The sequence below is a fragment of the Streptosporangium heterodermiicola genome (assembly GCF_051390675.1).
Classification (GTDB): domain Bacteria; phylum Actinomycetota; class Actinomycetes; order Streptosporangiales; family Streptosporangiaceae; genus Streptosporangium.
Map to the genome: position 1 here is coordinate 283,315 of NZ_JBPJSR010000006.1, position 13,333 is coordinate 296,647.

Genomic DNA, 13,333 nt, shown 5'->3' on the forward strand with positions numbered 1-13,333 from the left:
CCGCCGTCGGGAGAAAGCCGAATGATCACTTCCACTGGACGGGGCGGGGAGATGCTCCACGACCGGGCCTCAGGGCGAGCCGGAGAGGTCGAACACCACTCTGGCCAGGAGTCGGACCGGTGCGGTCAGGCGACCACTTCGGCGATGATCGGGGCCAGCGCGCGGAAGGCGCGGCCTCGGTGGCTGATGGCGTCCTTCTCGGCCGCGGACAGCTCGGCGGTGGTCCGGATCTCGCCCTCGGGGACGAGGATCGGGTCGTAGCCGAAACCGCCGGTGCCGCGCGGGGCGGTGATGATCACGCCGTGCAGCGCCCCCTCGGTCACCCGCTCCTCCCCCGACGGGAGGGCGAGCGCCGCCGCGCACGCGAAGTGCGCGCCCCGGTGCCCCTCGGGCACGTCGGAGACCTGCGCGAGCAGCAGGGCGAGGTTGGCCGGGTCGTCGCCGTGCCTTCCCGACCAGCGGGCGGAGAAGATGCCGGGCATGCCGTTCAGGGCGTCGACGCAGAGGCCGGAGTCGTCGGCGATCGCGGGCAGGCCGGACTGCTGGGCGACCGCGTGCGCCTTGAGCAGGGCGTTCTCCGCGAAGGTCAGGCCGGTCTCGGCGACGTCGCCGATCTCGGGGAACTCCTCAAGCCCGACGATCTCCACCGGGATCGAGGCGTCGGCCAGGATCCGGCGCAGCTCGGCGATCTTCCCGGCGTTCCGGGTGGCGAGGACCACGCGCGCCTTGGCCGTACCGGAGGCGGCCGTGTCGGACCCGCTCATGCCAGTGCCTCCCGCTGGAGGCGGGTGAGCTCGGCGCATCCGGCCGCGCCCAGGTCGAGCAGCTCGTCGAGGGCGGCCCGGTCGAACGGCTTGCCCTCGGCGGTGCCCTGGACCTCGACGAACTCGCCGGAGCCGGTCATCACCACGTTCATGTCCGTCTCGGCGGCGACGTCCTCGGTGTAGCAGAGGTCGAGCAGCGGCGTGGAGCCGACGACGCCGACGGAGACGGCCGCGACCGAGTCGACCAGCGGGTCCCCGCCGCACATCTTGCGCTTGCGCATCCACGCGACCGCGTCGACCAGCGCCACGTACGCCCCGGTGATGGCGGCGGTGCGGGTGCCGCCGTCGGCCTGGAGCACGTCGCAGTCGATGACGATCGAGTTCTCGCCCAGCGTCTTGTAGTCGACGCAGGCGCGCAGGGAGCGGCCGATCAGGCGGGAGATCTCGTGCGTACGGCCGCCGATCTTGCCGCGGACCGACTCGCGGTCGTTGCGGGTGTTCGTGGCGCGCGGCAGCATGGCGTACTCGGCCGTGATCCAGCCCTGGCCGCTGCCCCGGCGCCAGCGCGGCACGCTGTCCTGCACGGAGGCGGCGCAGAGCACCTTGGTGCCGCCGAACTCGACGAGCACCGAGCCCTCGGCGTGCGCGAGCCAGTCACGGGTGATGGTGACGGGGCGGAGTTGATCGGGAGAGCGTCCATCTGCGCGAGCCATGAAACTCACCCTAGGTCATACCGGGCCCCGCTCCGTGCGAGTTCCATGCGCCCGCCGAACCCGCCTCGGGAGGCGTCCTCCAGGACGCGGTCGCGGTCGTTCCAGGGCACCAGGTGGGTGAGGACCAGGGTGTCCACGTCCGCCCTGGCCGCGTGCTCGGCCGCCTGGCGGCCGTTCAGGTGCAGGCCGGCGGGGAGGTCCGGCTTGTCGAGGTGTGACGCCTCGCACAGGAGCACGTCGGCCCCCGAGGCGAGCTTGACCAGTTCGGCGCTCTCACCGGTGTCCCCGGAGTAGGCCACCGAGCGCCCGCCGTGCGAGACCCTGAACCCGTAGGTCTCCACGGGGTGGTTGACCAGCGCGGCCGTCACCTCGAACGGGCCGACCTCGAACGTCCCCTGCGTCAGGCTCACGAAGTCGAAGGCCGTGTCGAGCGGCGGCTCGTCCGGCATCGCGTAGGCGGAGTTCAGCCTCCGGCGGGCGTCGGCGGGCGCGTACACCGGTACCGGGGGCAGCGGGCCCTGCGGTGAGTAGGTGCGGACCACGTGGTACGGGCACATGTCGAGGCAGTGGTCGGCGTGCAGGTGCGACAGGCAGATCGCGTCCACGTCGTACAGGCCTATGTACTTCTGGAGGGCGCCGAGCGCGCCGTTCCCGAAGTCGAGCAGCATGCGGAACCCCTCCGCCTCCAGCAGGTAGCAGGAGGAAGGGCTGTCAGGCCCGGGGAAACTCCCCGAGCATCCGATGATCGTCAATTTCACGGCGGCCTCCTACGGTTACTGTGCGGCGCCGCGTGTCACGGCGCGGGCGCCGGTGGCCGGTATCCGTCCCCCTTCGTCCGCCGATCTCCGGCGCTCCCCCTACAGGGCGCCCGAGCACCGTCACACGCGATGCCCGTTGTTCGGGACATCCCCTACTAACGCCACCTCGACCGCCTGGATCTCCGGCCCGAGGAACCGTCGTCCGAGGTCGGCGAAGAGGCCCGCGTCGCCGGTGGCGCGGAAACGGTGCCTGGGCGCGCCCCCTACGGCGGCCAGGCCCCGGTCGTGCAGGACGCGGTAGACGTCCTTCGCCGTCTCGTCGGCGCTGGACACCAGCGTGACGCCGTCTCCCGCCACATAGGAGATCGGCCCGGCGAGGAGCGGGTAGTGCGTACATCCCAGGATCAGCGTGTCGCACCGGTCGGCGAGCACCGGCTCCAGGTATCCGCGGATGACGTCGATGAGCTCGTCGCTCATCGTCTCCCCCCGCTCGACGAACTCCACCAGGCGCGGCGCCGCCACCCCGGTCAGCCGGACGTCGGGAGCCGCGGCGAACGCGTCCTGGTACGCCATCGACGCGATCGTGGCCCTGGTCCCGATCACCCCGACCCTGCCGTTGCGGGTGGCCCGCACGGCACGGCGCGTCGCGGGCTGGATCACCTCGACGACCGGGACGCCGTAGCGCTCCCGGGCGTCGCGGAGCACGGCCGCGCTGGCGCTGTTGCACGCGATCACCAGCATCTTGACGTCGTGCTCGACGAGGTGGTCCATCACCTCCAGCGCGTAGGCGCGAACCTGCGCGATGCTCTTGGGGCCGTACGGCTGCCTCGCCGTGTCCGCCACATAGAAGATCGACTCGTTGGGCAACTGGTCGATGATCGCGCGGGCCACCGTGAGACCACCGACACCACTGTCAAAGATTCCAATACTCGCTTGCGACACAGTTCCCAAGGCTAGGCGACCTGGGACGACCGCTCACGGTAAGAATCCTCACAACGCCGAATACCAGCTCAGCCATGTATTTTTCGTGACATCTCTGATCGCACGACGCGGTACGAAGCCAACGGTCCAGGGCGTCAGCCGCGCCCGACGCGGGCCAGCTGGCGGGACTGGGCGACCAGGCGGCCGGTGGAGTCCCAGACCTCGACGTCCTCGTCGAACCAGCCGTCGCTGATCAGGCGGCCTCCGCCGATGAGGGTGAGCCAGCCGGGGGCGGGCAGCGCGCGCAGGTGCCAGGTGAGGTCGACCGTGGGCGCCCAGCCGCGCCCTCCGGCGGAGAAGACCACCGGCGGGAGGGCGTCCACGGCCAGCGCGAGCACGTACGGGTCGGGGTCCTGCGGCTCGGCGAGCCGGAAGTAGGCGCGGGCCTCGGGCCTGCCGGTGGGCCTGCCGTCGAGCCAGCCGATGGTGGGAGGGTCGAAGACCAGCTCCATCTGGGCGTTGAGCGTCATGTTCGACTCGGCCTTGGGAGCGGGCAGCGAGACGCAGTCCTCGATCGGCGGCATCGCCACCGAGGGCTCGTCCGTCCAGTCGGGGACGGCGTCGCCGAGGGTCGCGGTCGTGACGAGTCCCTCGATGAAGGACCTGCCGTCCTGGACCAGGGTCGCCCGGGTCATCGTGGCGGTGCGGCCGGTCTTGAGCTGCTCCAGGCGCACCTGCGCGGGGCCGGGCCTGGCCGCGCGCAGGAACTGGACGCCCGTGGTCACCGGATGCTCGTGGGGGGAGGCGGCCACGACCGCGCGCAGCAGCACGGCCATCAGGTAACCGCCGTTGAGGGGGCCGCCGATCGAGTATCCGGTGTCGAGGCACACGTCGTAGGTGGTCTCGTCCACCCTGATGGCCGCTGTCGCCTCGTCGAACTTCGTCATCCACGCTCCCGAACCTTGTTCTAGAAAGGCCACTTTACCCATTCCGTACGGCCCTCGTTTCCCCCGCCCCCGGATGACTCGCCCGCCGGAGCCGGGACGGCGGAGCCCGCGGAAAGAAGCGGGGGACGGAGGTACGGAAGAGACGGCAGCGACCTGCGGGAATAGACCGACAAAGCAGACGATGGCCTATAAAACACTGTTGAACAGGAGCTGATCCCGCTTAGATGCACCAATCACATAGTTAGTTCAATGCAAGCGGGTTGCTAGCAATGTGCACTAACTTCTCCCTATCCGCTAAGCCCACCTTGTGAGTGATCATGCCTGCCAACAATCCCCCCGACCAGTCGCCCACGCCGGGTCAGAACCCCGACAGGACGATCGCCTACCGATGGAACGAGGGCTCACAGCACAACGACCAGCCGCACACACAGGCCTATCCGCAGAACGGCCAGCCCGGATATCCCCAGCCGTCCGGCGGCTACCAGCAGGGGCAGCCCTACCCGCAGCAGGGCCAGCCCTACCAGCAGCAGAACCCCCAGCAGGGCTACCAGCAGCCGCAGCAGCAGCCGTACGGCCAGCAGAACTACGGCCAGCAGGCCGGTCAGCAGGGTTACGGCCAGCAGCAGGGCCAGCAGGGTTACGGCCAGCAGTCAGGTCAGCCGTACGGCCAGCAGCAGCCCGGCTACCAGCAGCAGAACTACGGCCAGCAGGCGTACGCGCAGCAGGGCGGGAACTGGCAGCAGGGTCCCGACTTCCTGAGCGCCGGGCCGCCGGCCGGGCCCCCCGCGCGCAAGGGCGGCGGTAAGGGCTGGCTGCTCGCGGCGATCGCCGCGCTGGTCGTGGCCCTCGTGGGCGGTGGCGGCTTCTTCGCGGTCAACCTGCTCAGCGGCGGCGGCGCGCAGCCGCACGACGTACTGCCCGGCAACGCCATCGGCTACGTGCGCCTCGACCTCGACCCGGCCGCGAACCAGAAGGTGGCGCTGTTCAACATCGCCAGGAAGTTCACGGTCACCAAGGACTCCTTCACCGGCGAGGACCCGCGTCAGGCGATCTTCGACCTGATCAAGAAGGACACCGACAGTCTCAGCAAGGTCGACTACGCGGCCGACATCGAGCCGTGGCTCGGCGTCCGCGTCGGCGTGGCCGCGCTGCCCCCGGCCAAGGCCGGCGCCGAGCCCGGCGCCGTGGTGGCCGTCCAGGTCACCGACCAGGACAAGGCCAAGGCGGGCATCGCGAAGCTGATGGGCGAGGAGAAGTACGGCATCACGTTCCGCGACGACTACGCGCTGCTCGCCCCGACCCAGGCCGAGGCCGACAAGGCCGTCGCCGCCGAGCCGCTGTCGGGGAACGCCAACTTCTCCGACGACCTGAGCGCCCTCGGCGAGACCGGCGTCCTCTCCTTCTGGGCGGACGCGGGCAAGATCGCCGGACTGGCTCCCGAGCTGGCGACCCAGGACCCCGCCACCCTCGCCCAGATCAAGAACGTCCGCGTGGCGGGCGCCCTTCGCTTCGACGGCGAGTACGTCGAGCTCGCGGGCATCAGCCGCGGCGCCGAGAGCCTGGACATGGGCACCCCCGAGGCCTCCAAGATCGGCACGCTTCCGGCCTCCACCGCCGGCGCGATCTCGATCTCCGGTCTCGGCGAGGTGATCGGCAAGCAGTGGGCACAGGTCATGAAGTCGGCCGACCAGGCCGCGGGCGGCGGCGTCCAGCAGTTCGCCGACCAGGCCAAGCAGCAGTACGGCCTGGCGCTCCCCGACGACCTGGTGACGCTGCTCGGCAAGAACATCACCCTCGCCATCGACTCCAACGGCCTCGACGGCAACCAGCCGAAGATCGGCGCGAAGATCGTCACCGACCCGGCCAAGGCGCAGGAGGTCGTCGGCAAGATCGAGAAGTTCCTCGTGGACTCCGGGACGACCGTCCCGCAGCTCGCCAAGGTCCCCGGCGACGGCGTCTTCGTCCTGGCCAGCGCGCAGGACTACGCCGCCGAGCTCAACAAGGAAGGCGCCCTGGGCGACAGCGAGACCTTCCAGCTCGCGATCCCCAACGCCGGTGAGGCGACCTTCGCGCTCTACGCCGACCTGGACAAGGTGGAGAACCTCTATCTCAACGGCCTCCAGGGCGAGGACAAGGCCAACCTCCAGGTGCTCCGTGCCGTGGGCATGAGCGGTACGCAGTCGGGCAGCGAGGCGTCCTTCTCGCTGAGGCTCCTGTTCAACTGACCGGCCCGATCGTTCGGCCGACCGGCCCGATCCACCTGATCCACCCGATCCACCCGGCTCCCTGATCCTGTTCGATCGGGGAGCCGGATCCCCGGCCGGGGATCGTCCCCATCCGGGGACGGCGAGGGCGGGCGTCCCACCGGGACGCCCGCCCTTCCTCATTCGCTCGTCCGCTCGTCCGCTCGTCGTCGCGGCCGCTCCCGCCGACCCCGTCACGGCGCGAAGCCCAGCGGATCATTCCAGGGAGATCCCCGGATCAGGAGACGGGTCAGGCCCAGAGCTGGCCTTCGAGCCGCTCCTCGGCCTCGTCCAGCGTCCCCTCGTAAGCGCCGGTGGAAAGGTACTTCCAGCCGCCGTCCGCGACCACGAACACGATGTCGGCCCGCTCCCCCGCCTTGACGGCCTTGGCCGCCATGCCGAGCGCGGCGTGCAGGGCGGCCCCGGTGGAGACCCCCGCGAAGATGCCCTCCCCGGCGAGCAGCTCCCGGGTGCGCCGGAGCGCGTCGGCCGAGGAGACCGAGAAACGCGTGGTCAGGACGTCGGCGTCGTACAGCTCGGGGATGAAGCCCTCGTCCACGTTGCGCAGCCCGTACACCAGCTCGCCGTACCGCGGCTCGGCGGCGACGATCCTCACGTCGGGGACGCGCTCGCGCAGGAACCTGCCGACGCCCATCAGGGTGCCCGTGGTGCCCAGGCCGGCCACGAAGTGGGTGACGGACGGCAGGTCCTCCAGGATCTCCGGCCCCGTCGACTCGTAGTGCGAGCGCCAGTTGGCCGGGTTGCCGTACTGGTAGAGCATCACCCAGTCGGGGTTCTCCGCGGCCAGGCCCTTGGCGACCCTGACCGCCTCGTTGGAGCCGCCCGCCGCGGGCGAGGAGATGATCCGCGCCCCCCACATGCGCAGCAGCTGGCGGCGCTCCTCGGAGGTGTTCTCCGGCATCACGCAGATCAGCTTGTAGCCCTTGAGCCTGGCGGACATCGCGAGCGAGATGCCGGTGTTGCCGCTCGTGGGTTCGAGGATCGTGCGGCCCGGCTGGAGGAGCCCGTCCTTCTCGGCCTGCTCGATCATCCACAGCGCCGGGCGGTCCTTGATCGAACCTGTCGGGTTGCGGTCTTCGAGCTTGGCCCAGATCCGCACGTCCTCCGAGGGCGAGAGCCTGGGCAGGCCGACCAGCGGGGTCCGGCCGACCGATTCGATCAGTGAGTCAAAACGCATGGTGTACGGCTTCCGCCTCGGGTTGACCTTGTGCCTCGGGTTGACCTTGTGGTGACAGACCTGTGCCGCGCGGTGACAGCCCCGGAACCGCGGTGTGCGCCGCCCGTCTCGATCTGGTGGGACGGGCGGCGCCACGCGGCTAGCGGGAACCGCCGGCCACGGCGGGCAGGACGGTGACCGTGTCGCCGTCGGCGACCGGCGTCTCCAGCCCGCCCAGGAAGCGGACGTCCTCGTCGTTCAGGTAGACGTTCACGAAGCGGCGCAGCGCGCCCTTGTCGACCAGGCGCTCCTTCAGCCCGGGGTGCCGGGCCTCCAGATCGCCGATGAGCTCCTCAAGCGTGGCGCCCTTGGCGTCGACGGCCTTGGCACCGTCGGTATAGGTGCGCAGGATGGTCGGAATGCGAACCTCGATGGCCATCGCGGGTCAATCTCCTTGCGTCGTCATGGGAGTAAAGCCCACCGGATCAGAACACCGGCGAGCACCGGAGGATTCCAGGAAAACCGGTCAGCGACAGTCGTAGACGACGACGGAGGGCGTGTGCGCGAACAGGAAGTTCTGTACGGGCGCGACACCCGCGTGCCGTGCCCGGGGGCCGGGACGCGAGAGCACGACGTCCTCCTGGCTCGGGGCGGCGGTCGGCATGCTCACCAGCTTACCCAAAGGGGCCATTCACCTCACGGCCGTACCGGCCACCGATGCCGTAAGAACCTCGGACGCCACCGGGCGCGGCCGTCCGGCCGGGAAACGAGGCCCGGGTACGAGGCTTCGGACGGTGAGGCGCCGGACGGTGACGGTCACCCGGAGGTGATCGTCACCTCCTCCTCGCCCACCACGCCGTCGACGATCCGGTACGAGCGGAACTCGGCCTTCTCCCCCAGCTCCTCACGGGTGGAGACCAGCACGTAGTGGGCGTTCGGCTCGGAGGCGTAGGAGATGTCGGTGCGGGAGGGGTAGGCCTCGGTGGCGGTGTGGGAGTGGTAGATGACCACCGGCTCCTCGTCGCGGTCGTCCATCTCCCGCCAGACGCGCAGCTGCTCCAGCGAGTCGAACCGGTAGAACGTCGGCGACCGCTCGGCGTTCTCCATCGCGACGAACCGTTCGGGGGAGTCGGAACCGACCGGCCCGGCGACCACGCCGCAGGCCTCGTCGGGGTGGTCCGCCCGAGCGTGCGCGATGATCCTGTCGACCAGTTCCCGAGAGATCGTGAGCATGACTGGAAGTTACCAAAGGGCTCACCAAAGGGCGCGGACCAGGGTGTCCTGGAGGTAGGTCAGCCAGTCGTAGATGACATACGCCGGATATCGGGGGTCGTTCTCCGACATGTCGGCGATCTCGTCGTGCACCTCCTCGGTCACCTCCAGCCGGGTGCCGAGCGCGAGCCGCACGTCGTTCAGCGCGCGCATCCACGCCTGTGCCTGCTCCCTGGTCAGCTCGACCCGGCCGGGCTCCGCGCTGTCGAGCATCGTCTTGGCGTCGGCCCGCTTGCCCTCGCGCAGCGTCGCCTCGGTGTATCTGCGGAACTCGGCGGCCGCCTCGCCGTCCTCGTACGCCGAGGGGAACAGCCTGGCCAGCACCGGGTCGTTGGACTGCTCGGAGGCGCCGATGCCGAGCGCCTTCTCCAGGGGGTCGTCACCGGTCTCCCCCGGCTCTATCAGGCCCAGGATCTGGGTGACCAGCGAGCGCAGGATCGACACCTCGGCGGCGTCGAAACCCGTGACCACACCGCCCTCGCGCCCCGGCTTGAACCCCGAACTCATCTCTCGCCCACCGTTCCTCGCGGACTCCGCCCGAGACCCGCCCGCCACCCGCCACGACCCCGTAGCGCCGCCCGCGCGCTCACGAATCCCGCTGGACGGTGGCCCACAGCCCGTACGAGTGCATGATCTGCGCGTCGCGCTCCATCTCCTCGCGGGTGCCGCTGGAGACCACGGCCTTGCCCTTGTGGTGCACGTCGAGCATCAGCTTCTCCGCCTTCTCCTTGGAGTATCCGAAAACGGACTGGAAGACGTACGTCACATAGGACATCAGGTTGACCGGGTCGTTCCAGACGATCGTCAACCATGGCAGATCGGGCCTTACGTCGGTTGACGGACGCTCGACCTCCGTTGGAGCGGTGCTACCCACATTCACCAGTCTGCCCTACCCCGGGCTTAGTCTTCGACTCGTGACAAAGAGCATGAGCACCGCGTTGCTTACCGATCACTATGAGCTGACGATGCTGGAGGCGGCGCTGAGAAGCGGGGCCGCCTCCAGGCGGGCGGTTTTCGAGGTGTTCGCGCGCCAGCTGCCCGGCGGGCGGCGCTACGGGGTCGTGGCGGGGACCGGCCGGGTGCTGGACGCGCTGGAGTCCTTCCGCTTCGACGAGGAGTCCCTGGCGTTCCTGCGGGACAACGAGGTGGTCGACGAGCCCACCCTGGAGTTCCTCGCCGGATACCGGTTCTCCGGGAGCGTGGACGGCTACGCCGAGGGCGAGTGCTACTTCCCCGGTTCCCCGATCATGACGGTGGAGGGCACGTTCGCCGAGGCCGTGCTCTTGGAGACCTTGATCCTGTCGATCCTCAACCACGACTGCGCGATCGCCACCGCCGCCGCGCGCATGATCCGCGCGGCCGGCGCCAGGCCCCTCATCGAGATGGGCTCGCGGCGCACCCACGAGGCGGCCGCCGTGGCCGCGGCGCGGGCCGCCTACCTCTGCGGGTTCTCCTCCACCTCCAACCTCATGGCCGGCCACGAGTACGGCGTCCCGACCGCCGGGACCGCGGCCCACGCGTTCACCCTGCTCCACGACTCCGAGGACCAGGCCTTCCAGGCCCAGATCGCCTCCCTCGGCCCCGGCACCACACTGCTCGTGGACACCTACGACGTGGCCCGGGCCGTACGGACCGCGGTGGAGCTCGCCGGGCCCTCCCTCGGAGCGGTCCGCCTCGACTCCGGCGACCTCGCCCAGGTCGCCCACGAGGTCCGCGAGCAGCTCGACGCGCTCGGCGCCCACAAGACCCGGATCATCGTCACCAGCGACCTCGACGAATACGCCATCGCCGCGCTCGCCTCCGCCCCCGTGGACGGCTACGGCGTCGGCACGTCGCTGGTCACCGGCTCCGGCTCGCCCACCGCCGCCCTGGTCTACAAGCTCGTCGCCCGCGAGGACGCCGAAGGGGTCATGCGGCCGGTGGCCAAGAAGTCGGTGGGCAAGCCCAGCCGGGGCGGGCGCAAGGACGCCTTCCGCGAGCTCGACGCCGGCGGCACGGCGGTCGCCGAGCTGGTCACCGTCTCGGGCGAGACCCCCTCGGGCGCCCGCCCACTGCAGGTTCCGCTGGTCAGGGCGGGGGAGATCGTCGGCCGCGAGAAGCTGGACGCGGCCCGCGTCCGGCACCGCGAGGCCGTCGCCGAGCTGCCCTCGAACGCCTATCAGCTGTCCCGGGGCTACGCCGCGATCCCCACCGTGTTTGACTGACCGCATGCCAACCGCACTCATCATCGTCGACGTCCAGAACGACTTCTGCGAGGGCGGCAGCCTTCCGGTCGGCGGCGGCGCCGAGGTGGCCGCCGCGATCTCCCTGCACGCCGCCTCACACGGCTACGACCACGTCGTGGCCACCCGCGACTATCACGTCGACCCCGGCTCCCACTTCGCCGCCGAACCCGACTACGTGAGCACCTGGCCCGTCCACTGCGTCGCCGGGACACCGGGCTCCGGCTTCCACCCCGCCTTCGACACCTCACGCGTCGAGGAGGTGTTCAGCAAGGGTGCCCACAGCGGCGCCTACAGCGGCTTCGAGGGCGCCACCGCCGACGGTACGAGCCTGGCCGACTGGCTCGGCGAGCGCCGCGTGGACGCGGTGGACGTCGTCGGCATCGCCACCGACCACTGCGTGCGGGCCACCGCCCTGGACGCGGTCGCGCACGGCCTGTCCGTCCAGGTGCTGCTCGACCTCACCGCCGGGGTGTCCGCCCCGACCACCGAGGCCGCCCTCGCCGAACTCGGCTCCGCCGGAGCCCGCCTCACGGGCACTCCCGTGGTCCGCCCGGCCTGACGGTCCTCTCAGCTCGCCGGCATCCCCAGAAAGAGGATCATCCTGTCGAGCTTCCCGTCCATGGTGCGGTAGTTCTCCTTCAACTCACCGATGTCGCCCGCCATGACCTTCATGTCGCGCTTCACCCCGACCATGTCCTCCGCCAGGGCCGCGACGTCCCGCTTGACCCCGGCCACCTCGACCTTGACCTCGGTCAGCTCCTCCTTGACCCCCGCCACCTCCACCCTGAGCTCGGCGACGTCCCGCTTGACCTCGGCGAGCTCCTCCTTCGTCGCGCACTTCGCGACCTCCGCCCGAAGCTCGGCCACCTCCTCCTTGACCTCGGCCATGTCCACCTTGAGCCCGGCGACATCCACCTTGAGCTCAGCGACATCCTCCTTGAGCTCAGCGACATCCTGCTTGACCTCGGCCATGTCCACCTTGAGCCCGGCGACATCCTGTTTAACCTCGGCCATGTCCACCTTGAGCTCAGCGACATCCTCCTTGAGCTCAGCGACATCCTGCTTGACCTCGGCCATGTCCACCTTGAGCCCGGCGACATCCTCCCTGACCTCGGCCATGTCCACCTTGAGCTCGGCGACATCCTGCTTGACCTCGGCGAGCTCCTCCTTGGTCGCGCACTTCGCCACATCGAGCCGGAGCTCGGCGACCTCCTGCTTGACCTCGGCGAGGTCCTCCTTCGTGGCGCACTTCGCCACGTCCTCCTTGGTGGCGAGGGTGTCCATCCTCGCCATGATCTGCTCGAACATCGGAGCCACGTACTCCAGGATCTCGGTACGGATCATCTCGGCCAACACTCGTCCTCTTTGGGAGCATCACAGGGGGAACCCGGCGGAGGGCCCGGGATGGTTACCCCGACACGTTACCAACGACGCCTACTCTGAGCATCCGAACGATTACCGGATCGGCATGGATGGGCAAACAGAACCATCACCGGTTGCGACAGGAGTATCACGGGGAGTTGAGACTTCTTACTACCGGTGGTGACCTCATATGTTCGTGCTCGGCGTCTCCTGGCTGATCCTGACCCCGCTGTGCCTGTGGAACCTGTTTCGCGGAGGGACGCTGGTGCGGTTGACGAGCGTGCTGTCGCTGGTCGCGCTGGAGACGGCCACGATCTGGGCCACCACCGTCGTCCAGATTCCCACGCGGACCCCGATCGCCGCCCCCCCGGCCCCGGCGGCCCAGCCACAGTCCCGGCCCCCGTCCCCGACGTCCCCGGCGTTCCCTGCGCTCCAGCCGCCGACGCCCCTCCCCGGAGCGGCCCAGCAGGGCGCGCGGGACACCCTGGGAGCACAGGCGGGACGGGTCGAGCCGCTCATCCGGGACGAGCCGGACGAGCGAGGCGCGTCCGGCGAGCGAGAGACCTCCTGCCGCGGCCGGATGCCGGCTCCCGAGCGGGTGCGGCTGGCTCGCCGCCAGGGCGCGCCGCGCGGCGTGACGCTCTTCTGGAAGGCCAGGGCGGACGAGTGCGACACCGCGACCGTGGTCCTGCACCATAGGAAGCGCACGATCAAGGTGTGGATGCGCGAGGACGAGGCGGAGAGCCGTTCGTCCGACGCCACCACGTGGCCCGTGAGCGTCGCCGGTGGCGTGGCCTCCCTGGAGGTGCCGCTCACGGCGCCGGTAGGCGACACGGGGGCGTTCAGGGCGATCGACGGGCGGACCGGCAGGCCGATCGCCCTCATCCGGCCGGGGCGCGTACCGGAGGAACCGTCCACGGTCCGCTGATGACGCGTACCGGAGGAACCCCC

General features: G+C 70.1%; 16 protein-coding genes. 4 read left to right on the forward strand and 12 right to left on the reverse strand.

All coding sequences use genetic code 11. From position 1 onward, the window contains the following. Nucleotides 1-125: 125 nt before the first annotated feature. From rdgB to ACSC1Q_RS16120, 5 genes are all read right to left on the reverse strand, one after another. Nucleotides 126-764: an RdgB/HAM1 family non-canonical purine NTP pyrophosphatase gene (gene rdgB, locus ACSC1Q_RS16100; RefSeq protein ID WP_436759507.1), complete on the reverse strand. Its 639-nt coding sequence runs from the start codon at nucleotides 762-764 to the stop codon at nucleotides 126-128. Beyond that, nucleotides 761-1,477 (reverse strand): ribonuclease PH, encoded by a 717-nt coding sequence (rph, locus tag ACSC1Q_RS16105; RefSeq protein WP_389922691.1) that lies wholly within the window; start codon nucleotides 1,475-1,477, stop codon nucleotides 761-763. Before rph ends, rdgB begins: the two co-directional genes overlap by 4 nt. Before the next feature lie 5 nt (nucleotides 1,478-1,482). Then, on the reverse strand, nucleotides 1,483-2,235 hold the full coding sequence (locus ACSC1Q_RS16110; RefSeq protein ID WP_436759508.1) for an MBL fold metallo-hydrolase: 753 nt from the start codon (nucleotides 2,233-2,235) through the stop codon (nucleotides 1,483-1,485). 120 nt (nucleotides 2,236-2,355) lie between these two features. After that, nucleotides 2,356-3,126, reverse strand: a complete 771-nt coding sequence (murI, locus tag ACSC1Q_RS16115) for a glutamate racemase (protein WP_436759509.1) — start codon at nucleotides 3,124-3,126, stop codon at nucleotides 2,356-2,358. Nucleotides 3,127-3,311: 185 nt separating this feature from the next. Further along, a complete protein-coding gene (locus tag ACSC1Q_RS16120) occupies nucleotides 3,312-4,103 on the reverse strand; it encodes a thioesterase family protein (protein ID WP_436759510.1) in 792 nt (263 codons plus the stop codon). A gap of 317 nt (nucleotides 4,104-4,420) precedes the next feature. Here ACSC1Q_RS16120 and ACSC1Q_RS16125 point away from each other — a divergent pair, with 317 nt between their 5' ends. Next, nucleotides 4,421-6,328 carry a DUF3352 domain-containing protein gene (locus ACSC1Q_RS16125; RefSeq protein ID WP_436759511.1) on the forward strand — a complete coding sequence of 636 codons (1,908 nt, stop codon included), beginning with the start codon at nucleotides 4,421-4,423 and terminating at the stop codon, nucleotides 6,326-6,328. A gap of 268 nt (nucleotides 6,329-6,596) precedes the next feature. On the opposite strand, the gene ACSC1Q_RS16130 is transcribed toward ACSC1Q_RS16125, so the two are convergent. The 6 genes from ACSC1Q_RS16130 to clpS all read right to left on the reverse strand — a co-directional run bounded on the left by ACSC1Q_RS16130 (nucleotide 6,597) and on the right by clpS (nucleotide 9,669). Continuing rightward, entirely contained in the window at nucleotides 6,597-7,544 is a 948-nt protein-coding gene (locus ACSC1Q_RS16130) for a PLP-dependent cysteine synthase family protein (protein WP_436759512.1), read from the reverse strand. Between the two features lie 139 nt (nucleotides 7,545-7,683). Then, complete coding sequence (locus ACSC1Q_RS16135) at nucleotides 7,684-7,962, reverse strand: MoaD/ThiS family protein (RefSeq protein ID WP_030906436.1); 279 nt, start codon at nucleotides 7,960-7,962, stop codon at nucleotides 7,684-7,686. Between the two features lie 87 nt (nucleotides 7,963-8,049). Next, nucleotides 8,050-8,187: a hypothetical protein gene (locus tag ACSC1Q_RS16140; protein WP_350973581.1), complete on the reverse strand. Its 138-nt coding sequence runs from the start codon at nucleotides 8,185-8,187 to the stop codon at nucleotides 8,050-8,052. 152 nt (nucleotides 8,188-8,339) lie between these two features. Further along, the gene (locus ACSC1Q_RS16145) at nucleotides 8,340-8,756 is read right to left on the reverse strand and encodes a M67 family metallopeptidase (protein ID WP_436759513.1); all 417 of its coding nucleotides are present in this window, start codon (nucleotides 8,754-8,756) and stop codon (nucleotides 8,340-8,342) included. Between the two features lie 21 nt (nucleotides 8,757-8,777). After that, on the reverse strand, nucleotides 8,778-9,302 hold the full coding sequence (locus tag ACSC1Q_RS16150) for a DUF2017 domain-containing protein (protein WP_436759514.1): 525 nt from the start codon (nucleotides 9,300-9,302) through the stop codon (nucleotides 8,778-8,780). A 79-nt stretch (nucleotides 9,303-9,381) separates the two neighbouring features. Beyond that, nucleotides 9,382-9,669 (reverse strand): ATP-dependent Clp protease adapter ClpS, encoded by a 288-nt coding sequence (gene clpS, locus ACSC1Q_RS16155; RefSeq protein ID WP_436759515.1) that lies wholly within the window; start codon nucleotides 9,667-9,669, stop codon nucleotides 9,382-9,384. A gap of 52 nt (nucleotides 9,670-9,721) precedes the next feature. Here clpS and ACSC1Q_RS16160 point away from each other — a divergent pair, with 52 nt between their 5' ends. After that, complete coding sequence (locus tag ACSC1Q_RS16160; protein ID WP_436759614.1) at nucleotides 9,722-10,999, forward strand: nicotinate phosphoribosyltransferase; 1,278 nt, start codon at nucleotides 9,722-9,724, stop codon at nucleotides 10,997-10,999. A gap of 4 nt (nucleotides 11,000-11,003) precedes the next feature. Next, on the forward strand, nucleotides 11,004-11,579 hold the full coding sequence (locus tag ACSC1Q_RS16165) for an isochorismatase family protein (RefSeq protein WP_436759516.1): 576 nt from the start codon (nucleotides 11,004-11,006) through the stop codon (nucleotides 11,577-11,579). 8 nt (nucleotides 11,580-11,587) lie between these two features. Here the strand turns inward: ACSC1Q_RS16165 and ACSC1Q_RS16170 are convergent, their stop codons facing one another. Continuing rightward, on the reverse strand, nucleotides 11,588-12,373 hold the full coding sequence (locus ACSC1Q_RS16170; protein ID WP_436759517.1) for a hypothetical protein: 786 nt from the start codon (nucleotides 12,371-12,373) through the stop codon (nucleotides 11,588-11,590). Nucleotides 12,374-12,572: 199 nt separating this feature from the next. Between ACSC1Q_RS16170 and ACSC1Q_RS16175 the strand changes: the two genes are divergently transcribed. Continuing rightward, nucleotides 12,573-13,310, forward strand: a complete 738-nt coding sequence (locus tag ACSC1Q_RS16175; RefSeq protein ID WP_436759518.1) for a hypothetical protein — start codon at nucleotides 12,573-12,575, stop codon at nucleotides 13,308-13,310. Nucleotides 13,311-13,333: the final 23 nt, after the last annotated feature.